This is a genomic window from Streptomyces sp. JL2001, assembly GCF_050917515.1.
Classification (GTDB): domain Bacteria; phylum Actinomycetota; class Actinomycetes; order Streptomycetales; family Streptomycetaceae; genus Streptomyces.
This window is the reverse complement of sequence record NZ_CP169421.1, coordinates 442,449-460,893: the sequence shown is the minus strand read 5'-3', so window position 1 is coordinate 460,893 and position 18,445 is coordinate 442,449. Positions and strand designations below refer to the sequence as shown.

15 protein-coding genes are annotated in these 18,445 nt (G+C 72.4%); 12 read left to right on the top strand and 3 right to left on the bottom strand.

The annotated features are described in order from the left end of the window. The first annotated feature begins 9 nt into the window (after nt 1-9). The 4 genes from ACE1OA_RS02085 to ACE1OA_RS02070 all read left to right on the top strand — a co-directional run bounded on the left by ACE1OA_RS02085 (nt 10) and on the right by ACE1OA_RS02070 (nt 6,134). The gene (locus tag ACE1OA_RS02085; RefSeq protein WP_384869154.1) at nt 10-2,901 is read left to right on the top strand and encodes a trypsin-like peptidase domain-containing protein; all 2,892 of its coding nucleotides are present in this window, start codon (nt 10-12) and stop codon (nt 2,899-2,901) included. Between the two features lie 176 nt (nt 2,902-3,077). Further along, nucleotides 3,078-3,431: an ArsR/SmtB family transcription factor gene (locus ACE1OA_RS02080; protein WP_356779096.1), complete on the top strand. Its 354-nt coding sequence runs from the start codon at nt 3,078-3,080 to the stop codon at nt 3,429-3,431. Further along, on the top strand, nt 3,424-4,056 hold the full coding sequence (locus ACE1OA_RS02075; RefSeq protein ID WP_356604756.1) for an SRPBCC family protein: 633 nt from the start codon (nt 3,424-3,426) through the stop codon (nt 4,054-4,056). Before ACE1OA_RS02080 ends, ACE1OA_RS02075 begins: the two co-directional genes overlap by 8 nt. 239 nt (nt 4,057-4,295) lie before the next feature. After that, on the top strand, nt 4,296-6,134 hold the full coding sequence (locus tag ACE1OA_RS02070; protein WP_386542594.1) for a glycoside hydrolase family 15 protein: 1,839 nt from the start codon (nt 4,296-4,298) through the stop codon (nt 6,132-6,134). Nucleotides 6,135-6,148: 14 nt separating this feature from the next. Here the strand turns inward: ACE1OA_RS02070 and ACE1OA_RS02065 are convergent, their stop codons facing one another. Then, a complete protein-coding gene (locus ACE1OA_RS02065) occupies nt 6,149-6,526 on the bottom strand; it encodes a hypothetical protein (protein WP_356604752.1) in 378 nt (125 codons plus the stop codon). A gap of 289 nt (nt 6,527-6,815) precedes the next feature. On the opposite strand from ACE1OA_RS02065, the gene ACE1OA_RS02060 reads away from it, so the two are divergent. Continuing rightward, nucleotides 6,816-7,190 carry a hypothetical protein gene (locus ACE1OA_RS02060; protein ID WP_356604750.1) on the top strand — a complete coding sequence of 125 codons (375 nt, stop codon included), beginning with the start codon at nt 6,816-6,818 and terminating at the stop codon, nt 7,188-7,190. A gap of 194 nt (nt 7,191-7,384) precedes the next feature. Then, nucleotides 7,385-7,723 carry an ArsR/SmtB family transcription factor gene (locus ACE1OA_RS02055; protein ID WP_356604748.1) on the top strand — a complete coding sequence of 113 codons (339 nt, stop codon included), beginning with the start codon at nt 7,385-7,387 and terminating at the stop codon, nt 7,721-7,723. A gap of 157 nt (nt 7,724-7,880) precedes the next feature. Here the strand turns inward: ACE1OA_RS02055 and ACE1OA_RS02050 are convergent, their stop codons facing one another. Next, on the bottom strand, nt 7,881-8,264 hold the full coding sequence (locus tag ACE1OA_RS02050) for a hypothetical protein (protein WP_356604747.1): 384 nt from the start codon (nt 8,262-8,264) through the stop codon (nt 7,881-7,883). 278 nt (nt 8,265-8,542) lie between these two features. Between ACE1OA_RS02050 and ACE1OA_RS02045 the strand changes: the two genes are divergently transcribed. From ACE1OA_RS02045 to ACE1OA_RS02030, 4 genes are all read left to right on the top strand, one after another. Beyond that, nucleotides 8,543-9,160 (top strand): ATP-binding protein, encoded by a 618-nt coding sequence (locus ACE1OA_RS02045; RefSeq protein WP_432752118.1) that lies wholly within the window; start codon nt 8,543-8,545, stop codon nt 9,158-9,160. Between the two features lie 150 nt (nt 9,161-9,310). After that, complete coding sequence (sigK, locus tag ACE1OA_RS02040) at nt 9,311-9,877, top strand: ECF RNA polymerase sigma factor SigK (protein WP_432752117.1); 567 nt, start codon at nt 9,311-9,313, stop codon at nt 9,875-9,877. After that, the gene (locus ACE1OA_RS02035) at nt 9,874-10,716 is read left to right on the top strand and encodes an anti-sigma factor (protein WP_432752116.1); all 843 of its coding nucleotides are present in this window, start codon (nt 9,874-9,876) and stop codon (nt 10,714-10,716) included. Before sigK ends, ACE1OA_RS02035 begins: the two co-directional genes overlap by 4 nt. Nucleotides 10,717-10,846: 130 nt before the next feature. Then, entirely contained in the window at nt 10,847-11,455 is a 609-nt protein-coding gene (locus ACE1OA_RS02030) for a DUF2867 domain-containing protein (RefSeq protein WP_356604865.1), read from the top strand. A gap of 272 nt (nt 11,456-11,727) precedes the next feature. On the opposite strand, the gene ACE1OA_RS02025 is transcribed toward ACE1OA_RS02030, so the two are convergent. Continuing rightward, the gene (locus tag ACE1OA_RS02025) at nt 11,728-13,092 is read right to left on the bottom strand and encodes an ABC transporter ATP-binding protein (protein ID WP_356604739.1); all 1,365 of its coding nucleotides are present in this window, start codon (nt 13,090-13,092) and stop codon (nt 11,728-11,730) included. Between the two features lie 547 nt (nt 13,093-13,639). On the opposite strand from ACE1OA_RS02025, the gene ACE1OA_RS02020 reads away from it, so the two are divergent. Together ACE1OA_RS02020 and ACE1OA_RS02015 are read left to right on the top strand one after the other, a co-directional pair. Next, on the top strand, nt 13,640-14,650 hold the full coding sequence (locus ACE1OA_RS02020) for a LacI family DNA-binding transcriptional regulator (RefSeq protein WP_356604737.1): 1,011 nt from the start codon (nt 13,640-13,642) through the stop codon (nt 14,648-14,650). 314 nt (nt 14,651-14,964) lie between these two features. Next, nucleotides 14,965-18,339 (top strand): CARDB domain-containing protein, encoded by a 3,375-nt coding sequence (locus ACE1OA_RS02015; protein WP_432752115.1) that lies wholly within the window; start codon nt 14,965-14,967, stop codon nt 18,337-18,339. Nucleotides 18,340-18,445: the final 106 nt, after the last annotated feature.

Sequence of the window (18,445 nt, the reverse complement as noted above, 5' to 3'; positions counted from 1 at the left end):
GGAGTCACGGTGGAGTTCGACCGGATCGTGCAGGTCAGGGTCACCGGGCCCCGGAGCCCGGGCCGGGCGGCCTTCGCCACCGGCTACCTGGTCGCCCCGCGGCTGCTGCTCACCACGGCGCACGTGCTGGGGGAGTCCCCGGAACCGGGTGGGACGAGCGTTTCCGTGTGCCGTCCCGAGGCGGACGAGCGGCGGTTCCCCGCGCGGGTGCTCTGGCGGCGCAGGGCCGACTCCGTCGACGCCGCGCTGGTCGAGGTGGTCCCCGACCCCGGATGGCGGACTCCGGACTCCCTCCGCGACCTGCGGACCCGTCCGCCGCAGCGGTGGGGCAGGCTGATCGGCACCCGGCCCCATCCGGTCACCGTCTGCGGCTACCCGCGCATGCAGAAGGACGGGCTCGACCGCCGCGGGGAACAGCTCACGGGTTCCATCCACCCGGGGAGCGGGAGCGGCGCCGACCGGTACGAAGTGCTGAGCGTCAACCCCACCTTCCCCGCCGACACGTCGTCCGCCCCGTCCGCCACTCCCTGGTCCGGGATGTCGGGCGCCGCACTCCTGTGCGGCGACCTGCTCACGGGCGTGGTGTCCCGGGACCGGCAGGCGGCCGTCGGAGCCCGGCTCATCGCCACGCGCACCACCGACCTGCTGGACGATCCCGAGTTCCGCGAGCTGGTCACCGCGCACACCGGCTGGCAGCCGCTGGCGGAGCCGGTCGAACCCGATCACCTGCTCGCTCCCGCGGCACATGCCCGCGACCTGCGGTCGCCCGCGATGCTGCTGCGCGCCGACACGGAGGCTGTCACCTTCCACGGCCGGGAGAAGGAGCTGCGCTACTTCACCGCGTGGTGCCGGAACACCCCGGACCCCTTCGCGGTCCACCTGATCACCGGCCCGGGCGGTCAGGGGAAGACCCGCCTGGCCCGTCATCTGGCCGCCGAACTCCGCGCGTCCGGCTGGGTGGCCGTGCAACTGCGCGCCGACCTGGACGACGCCGCGCCCGCGGGTCCGGCGGGCGCCGGCGGCCCGGAACCCGACGGAACGGGTCCCGACTGGGGAGCCCTGGACACCACGTCGCCCCTGCTGGTGGTCGTCGACTACGCCGAGACCCTGCCCCGCCAGGTCCGCCGCCTCATCACACGGCTGCGCCACGGCCGGCACCGTACGCGGCTGTTGCTGCTCGCCCGGGCGAAGGGGGACTGGAAGACGGACGTCCTGGGATCGGAGCCCGACACGCTGCGGATCCTCTCCGACGCTCCCACGCTCGCGCTCGCCCCCCTGCTCGGGCAGAGCGCCGGGACCGAGGCGCGGGCCGTCGCCTTCGGCCGGGCCACCCAGGACCTGTCCCGGCTCCTGGGACAGGTGACGGGACTGCCGCGGACGGACTGGCAGGCGTTGGCGGAGCGGATCAGGCCTCCGCAGGATCTGAACCGCTCCCGCTACGCCTCCGCCCTCACCCTGCAGATGCACGCGCTGGCGACGCTGCTCCAGGCCGGCCCCAGTCCGGTGACCGCCGGTGCGACCTCGGGCCCGGGCCGGCCGCCGGCCCCGGAGCAGCCGACGGGTCCGGACCTGCCGCCCGGCCTGGAGGGCCCGGACCTACCGTCCGGCTTGGAGGTCCTGCCCGGCCTGGACGTCCGGCGGGACACCGAGACGGCACCCGTCGAGGCGCTGCTGCTGGCACACGAGGCGCACTACTGGGAGGGCACCGCGGCCTCGCCGGCGTTCCGGCTCGGCGACCTGCGGCCCGTCGCCCTGCGACGTGCCGTGGCGGCCGCGGCGTTGTGCGGGGCGGCCACCCGCGCCGAGGCCGTCGCCGTCACCCGGCAGGTGCGGGGACTGCCGTCCGGCCGGGAGGACGACGTCGCCGAGTGGCTGCGTGCCCTCTACCCACCCGCCCCCGGCCGCTACTGGGGTTCGCTCCAGCCCGACCGGCTCGCCGAGTACCACGCCGGTGTCCACTTCACCCGCCCCGGGGACGAGATGCTCGCACCCCTGTGGGCCGAAGCCACCGACGGTCAGCAGGTCCACGCCCTGGTCGTCCTCGTGCGTGCCGCGGGCGCCCATGTGCTCGGGGGGCGCCCGCAGACCGCGACGGAGGTGCTGGACGCACTCGGGGCCGCGGTGGACTCGGCGCCCGCGCGCGTCCGGGTCCTGCTCGCCGCCGGCACCGTCCTTCCGCCCCATCCCAAGGCGCCCTACGACAGGCCGTACTTCACCGCTCTCGGTCTGGACCTCAACCGCAGGCTGGCCACCGCGTTCCGCGAGCTGGCCGTCCAGCAGCCCGACGCCTATGGCCCGGAACTCGTCGAGACGTTGAACGACATCGGCGTGCGCTGCGAGCAGATGGACCGGGCCGGCGAAGCCCTGACCGCACTGGACGAGGCGGTCGAACTCGGCCGCCGCTTCGCGCGGGTCGACCCCGGGGCGACGGAACCGCGGCTCGCCGTGGCACTGCGCAATCGCTCCATGGTGCTCTCGCGCCGGGGACGGGAGAGTTCCGCGGATGCCCTCGTCACGGCCGAGGAGATCGTCGCGATCGAGCGCCGGCTGCTGAGGACCACCCCCGGCGCGGACGGGTCCTATCTCTTCCTCGCGCTGTACCACCTGGGCAGGCGGCTGGCCATCCTCGACCGGAACGAGGAGGCGCTGGCTCCCTTGGAGGAGAGCGTGGCCGGATACCGCCGACTCGCCCGGGACAACCCCGCGTACGAGCCGAGCCTGGCCCGCCTGCTCACCCAGTTGAGCATGGTGCTCGGGGACCTCGGGCGCTGGCGTGAGGAAGGCGCCCTGAGCAGGGAGAGCGGGGAGATCCGGCACCGCCGCGGCCTCGCCTTCAGCCCGGAGCCGCGCGCGGGACTGCGCAGGAGGCAGACCCGCGCCACGCGGTCCGCCGACCGGTGACAGCCGACCGCTCACGACGGACGACCCCACGGACCGACGCCTGACGACGGACCGACGCCTGACGACGGACCGGCTGATCGGCCGATCAGGAGCGCCGGACTCGCCCGGGAAAGACCTCCAGGACCCCCCTATATAAGAGTTGCCTTATATAAGCGCCTGGTGGCATAGTCGCCCGTGTGCACGCCTTCGATGTTCTCGGGGATCCGGTCAGACGCCGGATATTGGAGCTGCTCGCCACGGGCGAGCGGACATCGGGCGAGGTCAGTGCCGTCATCCGGGAGGAGTTCGGGATCTCCCAGCCCGCCGTGTCCCAGCACCTGCGTGTGCTGCGCGAGAGCGGCTTCGCCTCGGTGCGCCCGGAGGGCACGCGCCGGCTGTACGCGGTCGATGCCGCGCCGCTGCGCGAGGTGGACGACTGGCTGGAACGGTTCCGCGGCTTCTGGGAGCAGCGGCTCGACGCGCTCGGGACGGAGCTCGCGCGGGGAAAGCGCGAGCGCAGGCAGAGAGAGGAAACGAGCGGACATGAGTGAGATCGTCGACCGGATCAACCTGGTGCACCGGGAGGCCGGCACCCGTCGGGTCGAGGCCGGTGAGGCCGGGACGGTGCTGCTGCGGCGGACCTACGACGCCGGCATCGCCGACGTGTGGGACGCGGTGACCGATCCCGAGCGGCTCGGGCGCTGGTTCCTGCCGGTCACCGGCGAGTTCAAGGTCGGTGGGCGCTACCAGTTGGAGGGCAACGCGGGCGGCGAGATCCTCGAATGCGTGGAGCCCGAACGGCTGCGGGTCTCCTGGCTGTTCGGACCCGACCCCGGGTTCGGCGAGGTCGAGGTCCGGCTGACGGCCGAAGGCGAGGAACGGACCGTCTTCGAACTCGAACACGTGGCCGTCGTGCCGGACGAGTTCCGGGACCGCTTCGGCCCGGGTGCCGTCGGCGTCGGCTGGGACCTGATGTTCCTCGGACTCGGCATGCACCTCGCGGGTGCCGGCATGAGCAAGGAGGAGGCCGAGGTGTGGCAGACCTCCCCGGAGGCGAAGGAGTACACGACGCGGTCGGGGGAGGCGTGGGGTGCCGCGTACGCCGCGTCCGGTGCCGACCCGGAGACCGTCGCGGCCACGACCGCGGCGACCATCGGGTTCTACACGGGCACCTGAGCGGACTTCCGGGGACGGCCGGGCGGCGCCGTCCCCGGCGTTCTCACGCCCCGGTCGGATCGTTCTCCTCGCGGGCGCCGGCGTTCGCCGGTGCCCGCGTCCCGTTCCCGTTCTCCCGTTCCCCCGATCGGCCGATCCGTGTTGCCGGCCGGTGACGGGGCGGGTTGCGTGGTGCTGTCGAGCATCGTGACGCCCCCGGTCCCCGGTCCCTGGTCCCGGTGCAGGAATCGAGGTCAGTGATGCGTGGTTACCCTCCGATCGCCGACCACGGAATGATCGGCGACCTCCAGACCGCCGCCCTGGTGTCCGGCGGGGGCTCTGTCGACTGGATGTGCGCGCCCCGCTTCGACTCCCCGAGCATCTTCGCCGCCCTGCTCGACGCGGAGCGCGGCGGCCACTTCACGATCGCGCCCGTCGGCGACGACACGACGGTGCGTCAGCTGTACCTCCCCGACACGGCCGTCCTGGTCACCCGGTTCCTGACCCCGCAGGGTGTGGGGGAGGTGGTGGACTTCATGCCGCTCGGCGACCAGCCGCAGGTGGCGGGCGACCGGCACCGCCTGATGCGGGTCCTGCGCGTGGTCCGCGGCACCGTGACCTTCGCCCTGGAGTGCCGGCCGCGCTTCGACTACGGCCGGGCCCCGCACGCGCTCACCCTCGGCGGTCAGGGCGCCGTCTTCCACGGCCCCGAACTCGACGTCCACCTGCAGGGCGACATCCCCCTGGACGCGGACGGCCACGACGTCCGGGCCACCGTCACCCTGGAGCAGGGCCAGCGTGCCGGAATCCTCCTGGAGACCCGCGCCGCGGGATCCCCCGGACCGGAGCCCGTCACCGTCGAGGACTTCGTCGCGGAGTTCGAGGCGACACTCGGCTTCTGGCACGGCTGGATCCGCCGCTGCAGCTACCGCGGCCGCTGGCAGCACATGGTCAACCGCTCGGCGATCACGCTGAAGCTCCTCATCTACGCGCCCACCGGCGCCCCGATCGCCGCGCCCACGATGGGCCTGCCGGAACAGATCGGCGGCGAACGCAACTGGGACTACCGCTACACCTGGATCCGGGACGCGTCGCTGTCGGTCCGCGTCCTGATCGACCTCGGCTACGTCGAGGAGGCCAACGCCTTCCGGGCGTGGCTCGGCCGCTGCCTGCGGTCGACCGCGGCGGAGGGCGGCGAGCCGCTGCAGATCATGTACCGGATCGACGGCGATCCGAGGCTCTCCGAGGAGATCCTGGAACACCTGAGCGGCTATCGCGACTCGTATCCGGTCCGGTCGGGGAACGGGGCCGCGGACCAGCTGCAACTCGACATCTACGGCGAGTTCGCCTACGGCCTCACCCACTCCCCGGAGGTGGCCGAGCTCGCCGGATACGAGGGCTGGCTGGGCTTCGCCGCGCTCCTCGACTGGCTCGCCGACGCCTGGGACCGGCCCGACGAGGGCATCTGGGAGACCCGCGGCGGACGCCAGGACTTCACGTTCAGCCGGCTGATGTGCTGGGTCGCCTTCGACCGGGGCATCCGGCTGGCCACCCAGTACGCCCGGCCCGCCGACCTGACCCGCTGGACGGCGGAACGCGACGCCATCCTCACCCAGGTGATGCGGCGCGGCTGGAACCCCGACCGCGGCGCCTTCGTCCAGCACTACGGCAGCGACGTCCTGGACGCCTCACTGCTGCTGATGCCCCTGCTCGGATTCCTCTCGCCGAAGTCCACGCAGTGGCTGTCCACCCTGGACGCCATCGACCGCGAGCTGGTCACGGACAGCCTCGTCTACCGCTACAACCCCGAGGCCTCGCCCGACGGCCTGCGCGGCGTCGAGGGCACCTTCTCGCTCTGCAGCTTCCTCTACGTCCACGCCATGGCCCGTGCGGGTCGCCTGGAACAGGCCCGCTACGCGATGGACAAGATGCTCACCTACGCCAACCACGTCGGTCTGTTCGCCGAGGAGATCGGTCCCACCGGCGAGCAACTCGGCAACTTCCCGCAGGCGTTCACCCACCTAGCCCTGATCACCGCGGCGATGGCGCTGGACGACGAACTCGACCGGGCCGACCGCCACCGCCCCGACCGGCCCTGACCCGCCGGCCCGGTCTACCCGTACGGCACCACGACGATCTGGACGTCGTCCTCGTAGACGATCCGGCCCGGGTCGGCGCAGCGCCGCGTCCGGCAGTCGACGCCGTGCGCCCGGAGGATCTCCAGATAGCCGGGGACCCGCTCGATCAGATGCGTGGCCGAGGGCTTGAACCACGCGGCGGCGCCGGGGTTCGTCGTCCGGTCGTAGACGGTGGGGTCCACGGTCGACGGGTCCGGGTAGGCGGCGTCGTACCAGCTGTTGTGCACGCGCCGGAAGGACTCCTCCTCCAAGGAGAGCCGGCCCTCCCGCGCCAGCGTGTTGACCAGCCCGAACACACCGGTGAAGTGACCCCGGTCGTTCCTGTGCGGCGACTCGAACCGTACGTACTCCACCGTTTCCGCTCCCTTTTCGTCCGCCGCCAGACCCCGCCCGGTCCGGCGCGAGCGGGTCGCAGCAGGTGTCTCCGGAGGAATCGCCATGAGGTGAATCCTCTCGCGTCGGCCGGCGCCGATCCCCACCGGTCGACGCCGCGCGGCGGGTTTCGGAGCCTGAGCGTCTGTTTTCGGCCGGACCAACAGCTTTCCTCCTCCCGCTCGGACGCCGGTCAGTAGCGTCTCGATCACAGACCGGCCGGGGGAGCACCACGGTCCGGAACATCGTGAGTTGAGGAAGCAGGCGCTGATGGTGAATGTGGAGACGTCTCTCAAGGAGGCGATGACCTCGATCGACGGGACCGTGGGCGTCGCACTGGTCGACTACACGAGCGGCATGGCGCTCGGCACGCTCGGCGGCAGCCACGACCTCGATCTGACGGTCGCCGCCGCCGGCAACACCGACGTGATCCGTGCCAAGACCCGCACCCTGGAGATGCTCGGACTCCAGGAGGACATCGAGGACATGCTGATCACCCTCGGCAACCAGTACCACCTCATCCGGTTGCTCAAGGGGCGGGGAGGCAACGGTCTGTTCCTCTACATCGTCCTGGACAAGGGCAGATCCAACCTCGCGATGGCACGGCACCAGCTACGCCGGATCGAGAAGGATCTGGAGCTCTAGCCGCTCGCCGAGCGGCCCGATCTCTTATGCCCAAGAGTTGAAGAAATCTTCAACTCGACACATCCAAAAGAGGACAGCTGCAGGTGGGGGCGGGTCCGGACACGGCAGGATCGTGGCAACGGTCGTGGAGGACCGGCGGGCCGCCGGCTGCCGCCCCCACCCAGCAGCCCAGACCCCGGCAGGAGCGTTGTTGCATGCAGGTACCGCTGTACCAGGCCAAAGCGGAGTTCTTTCGCATGCTCGGGCACCCGGTCCGTATCCGCGTCCTGGAGCTCCTCCAGGACGGCCCCGTACCGGTACGCGAACTGCTGAACGACATCGACATCGAGCCCTCCAACCTGTCCCAGCAGCTGGCGGTCCTGCGCCGCTCCGGCATCGTGGTGTCGATCCGTGACGGATCCACCGTCAGCTACGCGCTCGCGGGCGGCGACGTCGCCGAACTCCTGCGTGCGGCACGGCGGATCCTCACCGAACTCCTCGCCGGCCAGAGCGAGCTCCTCGCCGAGCTGCGCCACGCGGACGCGGCGGGGTAGACGCCCGCGTCCCGTCACGCCGTCGGCCCGCCACGCCATCCGGGGTCGGCGGATTTCCGCGTGTGCCGCCGAACGTCCTCGTGGCCTCGGCCGGCGGTGGACGGCGGGCGACCGGGCACCAGAGGTGCCCGGTCGCGCGTGCGGATCGTGGAGGCGATCACCGGTGATGGCAGTGCCAGTGCCCCTTCACCCAGTAGTGGTCCCAGTGCGCGGGGACGTAGACCCACTTGTAGTGCCGGTCGTGGTCCCAGTGCCCCTTGTGGGGGTGGCCGTGCTTGCCGTCACCCTTGTGCCAGGTCTTGTGGTGGACCTGCTTCTTCTCCCAGTGTCCCGGGACCCAGCGCTTGTCCCAGTGACCCTTCTTCCAGACGCACCGGTCGTGGTGACGGTGGTCGTTGTCATGGGTCACGGTGGAGGTGACGGAAGCCGGCGCGGGAGCCGCCGACGCGGTGCCCGACAGCCCGAGCGCGGCGCCACCGGCCAGCAGACCCGCCGAGGCGGCGCCGGCCACGAGCCGGCGGACCTTCATGGTGGGAGTCATCGAAACGCACTTCCTTACGTAGCGAGACGTGGGTACCGGCGGGCTCACCGCCCCTCGGGATACGAGCGGGGGGACCGGAGCTTCACCGGATCGGCGTGACACAGGGGATTCGAAGCGGTCGGCGCCCCGGATGACCGGGACGGAGGAAAAGTCCGAAAGATTCCGTGACGGGCGGTCGCGCCGAGTCGTCCGCGAGGACGGCATCCGGACAGGGGTCCCGCTCCGAATCCCCTGCGAAGGACTCCGCCTTTCCGCACCACCGGTTCCGGGGAGTGGCCATGACCACGACCATCGCCACAGAGGCGCCGAGCGCGACGCGCCACGTCGTCGCGCTGCCCTACGGCCTGCACGCGCCGGCCGTCGCCCGGCACGTCACCGCCCGCCGGCTCGCGCCCACGGGCGCCGGGTCCGACCGGGTCGCGGACGCGGTGCAGATCGTCTCGGAGCTGGTCGCCAACGCCGTCCTGCACAGTCGCGGGCCCTGCGTGCTCACCCTCACCGTCAGCGGCGCCGTGCTCGACATCGGCGTGGCCGATCGCAGCGAGGAGCTGCCGCAGCTCCCGGGCGAAGCCGGCTCCGGGCCCGGTGTCCCGACCGGGAGCGGGCGCCGGGCCGGCGGCTTCGGCCTGGCGGTGATCAGCGGACTGGGCGGCACGACGACGGTCGTGCCGGCCCTCGGGGGCAAGACCGTGCACGTACGGCTCGATCTTGATCCGGAGCCCGGCCTCGGGCCGGCAGGGCTCGCCGACGCGTCCGGCCGGCTCGACGCGCCCGGCCTCGCTCCCGACGCCGGCCGGGATCCCGACCGGGACCGGCGCCTCCCTCCCGACTTCACGCCCGCGCGGGAACCGGATCGGGGACCTGGACCCGACGCGTCGCGCCGAGGCGTGCCTTGAGGGGGTCGCGCACGTCCGCCTTCGGGCGGCGTCACCCGATCGGCACCGGCCCGCTGCGGACCGGCGGCGACGCGGGCAGGATCGCCAGGAGGCGCAGGCCCGGCGGGACGACACGTGCCGCACTCCGGCACCCGGGAAGAGGAGCACCGCGTGGCGCACGGATCCGGGCCGGACCGGCGGCTGGGTGAGCTGCTGCACCGCACGGCCGGCGGTGACGAGGCGGCGTTCGCGGCGGTGTACGACGCGCTGGCAGACACGGTCATGGGCATGGCCTGCCGGATCCTGCGCGACGCGGCGCAGGCGGAGGAGGTGACCCAGGACGTCATGATCGAGGTATGGCGCACCGCCGAGCGCTACCGGCCTGACCGGGGCAGCGCGAAGGCGTGGGTGCTCACGCTCGCCCATCGCCGCGCCGTGGACCGGGTCCGCGCCGTCCAGGCGAGCACGGAGCGCGAGACGCGCGCCTGGCGGCTCTCTCCCGACCGGGACCACGACGAAGTGGTCGACGTCGTGGAGGGGAACGACGAGCGTCGGCGGGTCTACCGCTGTCTCGCCTCGCTGACCCGCCTGCAGCGGGTTCCGCTCGTCCTCGCCTACTACCAGGGCATGACCTACGTCGAGGTCGCCGACTCGCTCTCGACACCCCAGGGCACGACGAAGTCACGGATGCGTGCGGGGCTCCGGCAGCTGCGCGCCTGCCTGGAGGAGGGCCGATGACGCCCGCCGAGGACGTGCACCTCGACGCCGGGGCCTACGCCCTGCACGCGCTGCCGCCGGCGGATGAGGCCGCCTTCGAGGCGCACCTCGCGACCTGCGAGGCGTGCCGGCGCGAGGTGCGGGAGTTCCGGGAGGCGGCGGCCCGGCTCGGCGCCGCGGACCCGATGGCCCCGCCGCCGGACCTGCGGGCGCGCGTCCTGGACGAGATCAGCCGCGTCCGCCAGCTGCGCGCGACCCGTCCGGGGCCGGACCCGGGCCCGGGTCCGGCCCCGGGGCGTGGGGTCGATCCGGACCCGGACTGGGATCCGGGGCGGGAGCCGGGTGCTCGCGCGTCGCGCGGCCGGCGCGTCCTCCGCTTCGTCCTGGCCGCCGGCGTCGCCCTGGCCGTGGCCCTCGGCGGCATCGCCGCCTGGCAGTACTCCCGTGCCGAGGACGCCGGGGACCAGGTGGTCCGGGCCCGGGCCCAGATCGAGGCCGCCCGGTCCGACGCCGCCGCCTTCAACGCGGTGCTCACCGCGCCGGACGCGCGGCTGCACACCGCCCGGCTGACCGGCGGCGCCACGGCCGCGGTCGTCGTCTCCCGTGTCGAGGGGCGAGCCGCGTTCACGGCACAGGACCTGCCGGCCCTGGCCGCGGGCAAGGTCTACGAACTCTGGTACGCCGCGCCCACCGGGGACCTGCGACCGGCCGGTCTGCTGCCCGCCACGGGCCGGCCGTCCGCCCGGGTGCTCGCGGGGCCGCTCGCGAACGCCGTGGCCGTCGGCGTGACCGTGGAACCCTCCGGCGGGTCCGCGCAGCCCACCACCGAGCCCCTCGGGATCATCGACATCACCGCCTGAGCCGGGCCGTGCCCGCGGAACCGGCCGCCCCGCGCCCCGTCGGCCGGACACCGCGTCGCAAGCCCATGTCCCCTGCGTCGGTGCGGGAGTTGTGCGGTACCGTATAGATCTGTTGTACGGCACCGTACAGATGAGGGGGCTCACCGTGCCGAGACTTCCCCAGACGGCCCACACCGGCCTTCCGTGGCGCATCCACGCACTCACCCGCGACTTCGCGGTGGAGGACGTGTGGTCGTTCCGGACTCCCGGAGCGGGCCCCGACGACTTCCCCGTGATGCTGGCCGCACTGCGCGCCGCCGCAGACCCCGACCGGCTGTCGCCGCCGGTGCGGTTCCTGTTCGCCGTGCGCTGGAAGCTCGGCGCGCTCCTCGGCTGGGACAAGGAGGCGTCGGGAGTCGGCGAGCGCGTCGGCTCGCTCCGCGACCGGCTGCCCGACGACCTGCGCGCCGCTCCTCGCGGCCCGGACAGCGACGGCATGCCCCTCGAGGCGGTCTACGAACTCGACACCGAGGCCGCCCGGGAGCTGGCGAACAAGACCGTGCACGCGGTCATGCACCTCGGCTGGGTGCGGGGCGCCGGCGGCTCGTACGAACTGAGGATGGCCGTCCTCGTCAAGCCCAACGGCCGCTTCGGCCGGCTGTACATGGCCGCCATCGCGCCCTTCCGCCACCTGCTCGTCTATCCGGCCATGACACGTCAGTGGGAAGGGGCCTGGCGCGACCGCGATCGCACCGCTTAGGTCCTGTCCGTCGTCCGCCACGGGGCGGGTCACGGGGGAGGGTGGAGCGACGAGCACCACCGACGAGTCACGGTCGGGGCGAGGACCGCGACGACCGGAGGGCCGCCGCCGGGCGCCTCGCACGCGCCGGGGAGGCGAGCACGGCCGGCCGGGGAGGCGACAAGGTCCTCGACGCGGATCGGCCCTCTTGCCCCTCGCGCGCCGCGGCCCCCCCACGGGCGAGGCGTTCCGGCCCGGAATCCGTCGTCGTGGGGAGCGCCGTGCCGTTCCCGCTACACCTCCAGACCCGGGAGTCCGTCCGGCGCGGGGCAGATCCGGTGGCCCGCGTGGTCGAACACGTACAGCTGGGCCAGGTCGACCAGCAGCGGTATCTGCGCGCCCGTGCGCACCCGCAGGTGCGGGCCCGTACGGACGACGAGGTCGCTGCGCACGGTCGCCGTGTCTTCGCGGGCGAGGTCCGGGCCCGCCGGACCGTCCCCGGGGCCGCCGCCCCGCGGCGGGGCGAGGGTGGCGACCGCGCCGGACAGCCGGCCCGCCGCCTGCCTGCGCAGCTTGCGCAGACCGCCCTGGTGAGGGCGACGGCGCCGCTGCCCCGGACCGGCGGCCGGACGCGCCGACTCCAGTTCCGGCACGACGGCGGGCTGCGAGCCGGTGTTCACGTGTACCAGCGCCTCGTGGCCCTGGTACTCCACGTGCTCGACGATCCCGGTGAGCGGCACCTCGCCGGGCCGGGCCTGGCTCGGCGGGGCGATCCGCACCGCCTCCGACCGCAGCCCGACGATGATCGGCCGCCCCTGCTGGATGCGGAGCAACTGGTGGTCGGAGCTGAGGGGTTCGGGCAGCACGAGGCGTTGCCGGCCGAGCACGATGGACATCCGCGCGTCCAGCGGAGCGTGCACGACCGCCTGGAGCAGACTGATCCGCGGCGTGCCGATGAACGCCGCCACGAAGACGTTCGCCGGCCGGGCGTAGGTGTCCCGCGGGGCGCTGATCTGCTGGAGCACGCCACCGCGCATGACGGCGATCCGGTCGCCGAGGGACATGGCCTCGGACTGGTCGTGCGTCACGTAGACCGTGGTGACCCCGAGCTGCGCGGTGAGCCGCGCGATCTCCGCCCGCAGATGGCTGCGCAGCTTCGCGTCCAGGCTGGACAGCGGCTCGTCCATCAGGAAGACGGACGGCTGGCGGGAGATCGCCCGGCCCATCGCCACACGCTGCCGCTCACCGCCGGAGAGCTGGCCGGGGTAGCGGTCGAGCAGGTCCTCCACGGCGAGCATCCGCGCGGTCGTCTCCACGCGCGGGTCGTGGTCCGTGCCCGGATCGCGCAGCTTCAACGGGAAGCCGATGTTCTCGCGGCTCGTCATGTTCGGGTAGAGCGCGAAGCTCTGGAACACCATCGCGATGTCCCGTTCGCGAGGCGGCAGGTCGTTGGCGTGGACGTCGTCCAGGTACAACTCGCCCTCGGTGATGTCCTCCAGGCCGGCGATCATCCGCAGGACCGTGGACTTGCCGCAGCCCGAGGGGCCCAGGAGGACCAGGAACTCACCTGGCTCGACGGTCAGGGAGACGCGTTCGACGGCGTAGCCGTCCCGCCCGTATCTCTTGCTGACGTTGCGCAACGCGATGGTACGGCTCATGGCGATCCACCCGGACTGGGGTAGGGGAGGTCAGGGGAAGGTGTGGGGGAGGTGGCGCGGTGAGGGGCGTGGTGAAGCAGATGCGGCCAGAAGCTAGCCCACAAAACCCCGCCAGGGAACGCTTTGGCGCAAGATCGCGAGAATGTCCGGGTCGGTGTCCGGGCGGGGCCGGACGGCTCCCGCCCGCGGGCGAGCACGATCACCTGCGGGAAGAGGGGATTTCCCGCCGCCCGGGGGCCGTTCGGTCGCGGGATCGCTCCTGGGGAACGTCGCGGCGGGTCCGTGCCGTGGCCGGGCGTCCCGCCGGATCCGGTCCCGTCCGGCGGTGGTCCCGTCCGGATCCGGTCCCGTCCGGCACCGTGCCTCCCCGTTGCGCCCGCACGCAAGCACTTGCGCGCGGATGTCGGGGTGCGGACCACGTAAACGGCCCCCGACGGGCTGGTTCACCCCCGATGCTCCGGGCTGACCGGGGAACGAACGGACAGCACAGCACACGAATACGAGATCGACGCAACCAGCTTGCGGAGCTTGCGATACTCTTGCGCTCATGACGCGACGACTTGCTCAAGTGGCCAAGAAGGTGGGAGTCAGCGAGGCGACGGTCAGTCGTGTCCTCAACGGCAAGCCCGGTGTCTCCGAGGCGACGCGGCAGTCCGTCCTCACGGCGCTGGACGTGCTCGGGTACGAGCGGCCCACCCAGCTGCGCGGCGAGCGTGCGCGCCTCGTCGGCCTCGTCCTGCCGGAGCTGCAGAACCCCATCTTCCCCGCGTTCGCCGAGGTGATCGGCGGCGCGCTGGCGCAGCAGGGGCTGACGCCCGTGCTCTGCACGCAGACCAAGGGCGGCGTCTCCGAGGCGGACTACGTGGACCTCCTGCTCCAGCAGCAGGTCTCCGGGGTCGTCTTCGCCGGCGGCCTGTTCGCGCAGGCGGACGCCCCGCACGACCACTACCACCAGCTGGCGGAGCGCAACATCCCGGTGGTGCTGATCAACGCCTCCATCGAGGGCCTCAACTTCCCCTGCGTCTCCTGCGACGACGCCGTCGCCGTCGAGCAGGCCTGGCGTCACCTCGCCTCCCTCGGGCACGAGCGGATCGGGCTCGTCCTCGGCCCGAGCGACCACGTCCCCTCGCGGCGCAAGCTCGAAGCCGCTCGCGCCGCTGCGGAGGCGGCGGGCACGAAGCTGCCCGACGAGCACGTGGTGCGCTCGATCTTCTCGCTCGAAGGAGGGCAGGCGGCGGCGACCCGGCTCCTCGATCGTGGCGTCACCGGCATCGTGTGCGCCAGCGACCCGCTCGCCCTGGGGGCGATCAGGGCCGCCCGCCGGCGCGGGCTGTCGGTTCCCTCGCAGGTCTCCGTCGTCGGCTTCGACGACTCGGCCTTCATGAACTGCACCGAGCCGCCGCTGTCCACGGTGCGCCAGCCCATCGAGGCAATGGGCCGGGCCGCGGTCGAGCTGCTCTGTGCCCAGATCCAGGGCACGCAGACGGACCCGGGTGAGCTCCTCTTCGAGCCCGAGCTCGTGGTCCGCGGATCGACGGCGCCGCCGCCGCTCGCCTGACCGCCCGCCCCTTCTCCTCCGCTCACCCCGCCCTCTCCCCACTCCCCGGCTCCGGCGCCGGGAGGCCTCGTCGCCTCCCGGCGCCGGAGCCGTTTCGTTGTCCGGAACGCGAAGGTCCGTCAACTGCCGTTTCTGTCACGGCTGTTGACAAAGCGGTGACCTGATAGAAACCTGACACCCCGGTGACGCAAAAACTTAACTATGAAGCTCAATAAGCCTGTAATGCGTCGTCATTCATTGTCAGAGACCTGCTGGGTTCCTGGCGAGCGTCGCTCCTGTCGTCGAGCCGTGGCCCAGAACATGGAGAGGCCCCTATGAGAGGCAAACATCTGAGCCGGCGGCTGGCCGTCGGCGCGCTGATCGGCGCGCTGATCGCCGTCGGGCTGCTGCCGGTGACCGCGTACGCCGCCGCGAGCACCAATCTGGCGCTCGGCAGGACGGTGACGGCCACGGGCGCCCACGGCGCCTATCCGGCCGGCAACGTCACCGACGGCAGTCAGGCGTCCTACTGGGAAGGCCCCGCCGGGTCCTTCCCGCAGTGGGTGCAGGTCGACCTCGGCGCGAGCGCACGCGTCGACCGGGTCGTGCTCAAGCTCCCCACCGGATGGGAGGCGCGGAACCAGACCGTCGGACTGCTCGGCAGCACCGACGGCAGCGCCTTCACCGCCCTCGCCGCCGCGCAGTCCCGGACGTTCGACCCCGCCCAGGCGAACACCGTGTCCCTGGCCCTCTCCGCCGTCGCCACCCGCTACGTCCGGGTGCAGGTGACGGCCAACTCCGGCTGGAACGCGGCGCAGTTGTCCGAGTTCGAGATCTGGGGCGAGAGCGGGCAGGGACCGGTCGACCCGCCGGTCGAGGGCACCAACCTGGCCCGCAACAAGCCGATCGAGGCGACCTCCACCACCCAGACGTACGTCGCCGCCAATGCCAACGACGACAGCGCCGCCTCCTACTGGGAGTCCGCCGGCTTCCCGTCGAGCCTGACAGTGAAGCTCGGCGCGAACGCCGACGTGCGGGCTGTGGTCGTCAAGCTCAACCCCGACCAGGCGTGGGGCCCGCGTACCCAGTCGATCCAGGTCCTCGGGCGCGAGCAGTCCGCCTCCGGGTTCACCTCGCTCAAGGCGCGGGCCGACTACGCGTTCAGCCCCTCCACCGCGCAGAACACCGTGACGATCACGGTGACCGGCCGCTACGCCGACCTGCGGCTGACCTTCTTCTCCAACACCGGCGCCCCCGGCGCCCAGGTCGCGGAGTTCCAGGTCGTCGGCGCCGCGGCGCCCAACCCCGACCTCACCGTCACCGACCTGACCTGGGCTCCGTCCTCCCCCTCCGAGACGGACGCCGTGACGGTCGACGCCACGGTGCGCAACGCCGGCACCGCCGCGGCCGCCGCCACCACCGTCGAGGTCAGTCTGGAAGGCGCCGTCGCCGGCTCCGCCCCGGTCGCCGCCCTCGCCGCGGGCGCCTCGGCGACCGTCCCCGTCACCGTGGGCAAGCGACCGATGGGCTCGTACACCGTCTCGGCCGTGGTCGACCCGACCGACACCGTCGCCGAACAGGACAACACCAACAACAGCCGGACGGCGGCGGCGAAGCTGGTCGTCGGCCAGAGCCCCGGTCCCGACCTGCGGGTCACCGGCATCGCCACCAACCCAGCGAGCCCGGCCGTCGGCTCCGCCGTCACCTTCACCGTGGCGGTCGAGAACCGCGGCACCACCGGTGTGGCGGCGGGCACCACCACCCGGCTGACCGCCGGAACCACCACGCTGAACGGCACCGCGGGCGCGATCGCCGCGGGTCGGACGGTCAACGTCGCGATCTCCGGCAGCTGGACCGCGGCCTCCGGCGGCGCCACGCTCACGGCGACCGCCGACGCCACCGGGACCGTCGCCGAGACCGACGAGACGAACAACGTCTTCTCCCGCTCCCTCGTCGTGGGCCGGGGCGCGGCCGTGCCCTACGCCGAGTACGAGGCGGAGGACGCCCGCTACCAGGGCACCCTGCTCACCTCGGACCAGAAACGGACCTTCGGGCACACCAACTTCGCCACCGAGTCCTCCGGCCGCAAGTCGGTGCGCCTCGACACGACCGGTGAGTACGTGGAGTTCACCTCCACCACCCCGTCCAACTCCCTCGTGGTGCGCAACTCCGTGCCCGACGCCGCCGCCGGTGGCGGCGCGGACGCCACGATCAGCCTCTACGCCGACGGCGTCTTCGTCCGCAAGCTGACCCTCACGTCCAAGCACAGCTGGCTGTACGGCAGCACCGACGATCCCGAGGGACTCACCAACCGGCCCGGCGGCGACGCCCGCCGGCTGTTCGACGAGTCGCACGCACTGCTGGCGCAGTCGTACCCCACGGGCACCAGGTTCCGCCTGCAGCGCGACGCGGACGACAAGGCGTCCTTCTACATCGTCGACCTGATCGACCTGGAGCAGGTGGCGCCTCCGGCCGCCAAGCCGGCGAACTGCGTCTCCATCACCGAGTACGGAGCCGTCCCCAACGACGGCCTCGACGACACCGACGCCCTGCAGCGCGCGGTCACGGCCGACCAGAACGGCCAGATCCCGTGCGTGTGGATCCCGGCCGGACAGTGGCGTCAGGAGCAGAAGATCCTGACGGACGACCCGCTCAACCGCGGGCAGTTCAACCAGGTCGGCATCCGGGACGTCACGATCCGCGGCGCGGGCATGTGGCACTCCCAGCTGTACACCCTCACCCCGCCGCACGAGGCCGGTGGCATCAACCACCCGCACGAGGGCAACTTCGGCTTCGACATCGACCACAACACGCAGATCTCCGACATCGCCATCTTCGGCTCGGGCGCGATCCGCGGCGGCGACGGCAACGCCGAGGGCGGCGTGGGGCTCAACGGGCGCTTCGGCAAGGGCACCAAGATCAGCAACGTCTGGATCGAGCACGCCAACGTGGGTGTCTGGGCCGGCCGCGACTACTCCAACATCCCCGAGCTCTGGGGGCCGGGCGACGGCCTGGAGTTCAGCGGCATGCGCATCCGCAACACGTACGCCGACGGCATCAACTTCGCGAACGGCACGCGGAACTCGACCGTCTTCAACTCCTCCTTCCGCAACACCGGCGACGACGCGCTGGCCGTCTGGGCGAGCAAGTACGTCAAGGACACCTCGGTGGACGTCGGTCACGACAACCACTTCCGCAACAACACCATCCAGCTGCCCTGGCGCGCCAACGGCATCGCCGTCTACGGCGGGTACGGCAACACCATCGAGAACAACATCATCTCCGACACCATGAACTACCCCGGGATCATGCTGGCCACCGACCACGACCCGCTGCCCTTCTCCGGGCAGACCCTCATCGCCGACAACGCGCTGCACCGCACGGGCGGCGCGTTCTGGAACGAGGACCAGGAATTCGGCGCCATCACGCTCTTCGCGCAGGGGCAGGGCATCCCGGGGGTCACCATCCGGGACTCCGAGATCCTCGACTCGACCTACGACGGCATCCAGTTCAAGACGGGTGGCGGCGAGATGCCGGACGTGAAGATCAGCAACGTCCGGATCGACAGGTCGGTCAACGGTTCCGGCGTCCTCGCGATGAGCGGCGCCCGCGGCAGCGCGACCCTGACGGGCGTCACCATCACCGACTCGGCCGAGGGCGACGTCCTCATCGAGCCCGGTTCGCAGTTCGTGGTGAACCGCACCGGCTGACACTCCCCGCACCGCACCGGCTGACACTCCCGGCACCGCAGCGGCGGCCCGCTTCCGCGGGCCGCCGTACCGGCGTGCCCGCGTACGGGCTGCTGCGCCCCTGGGA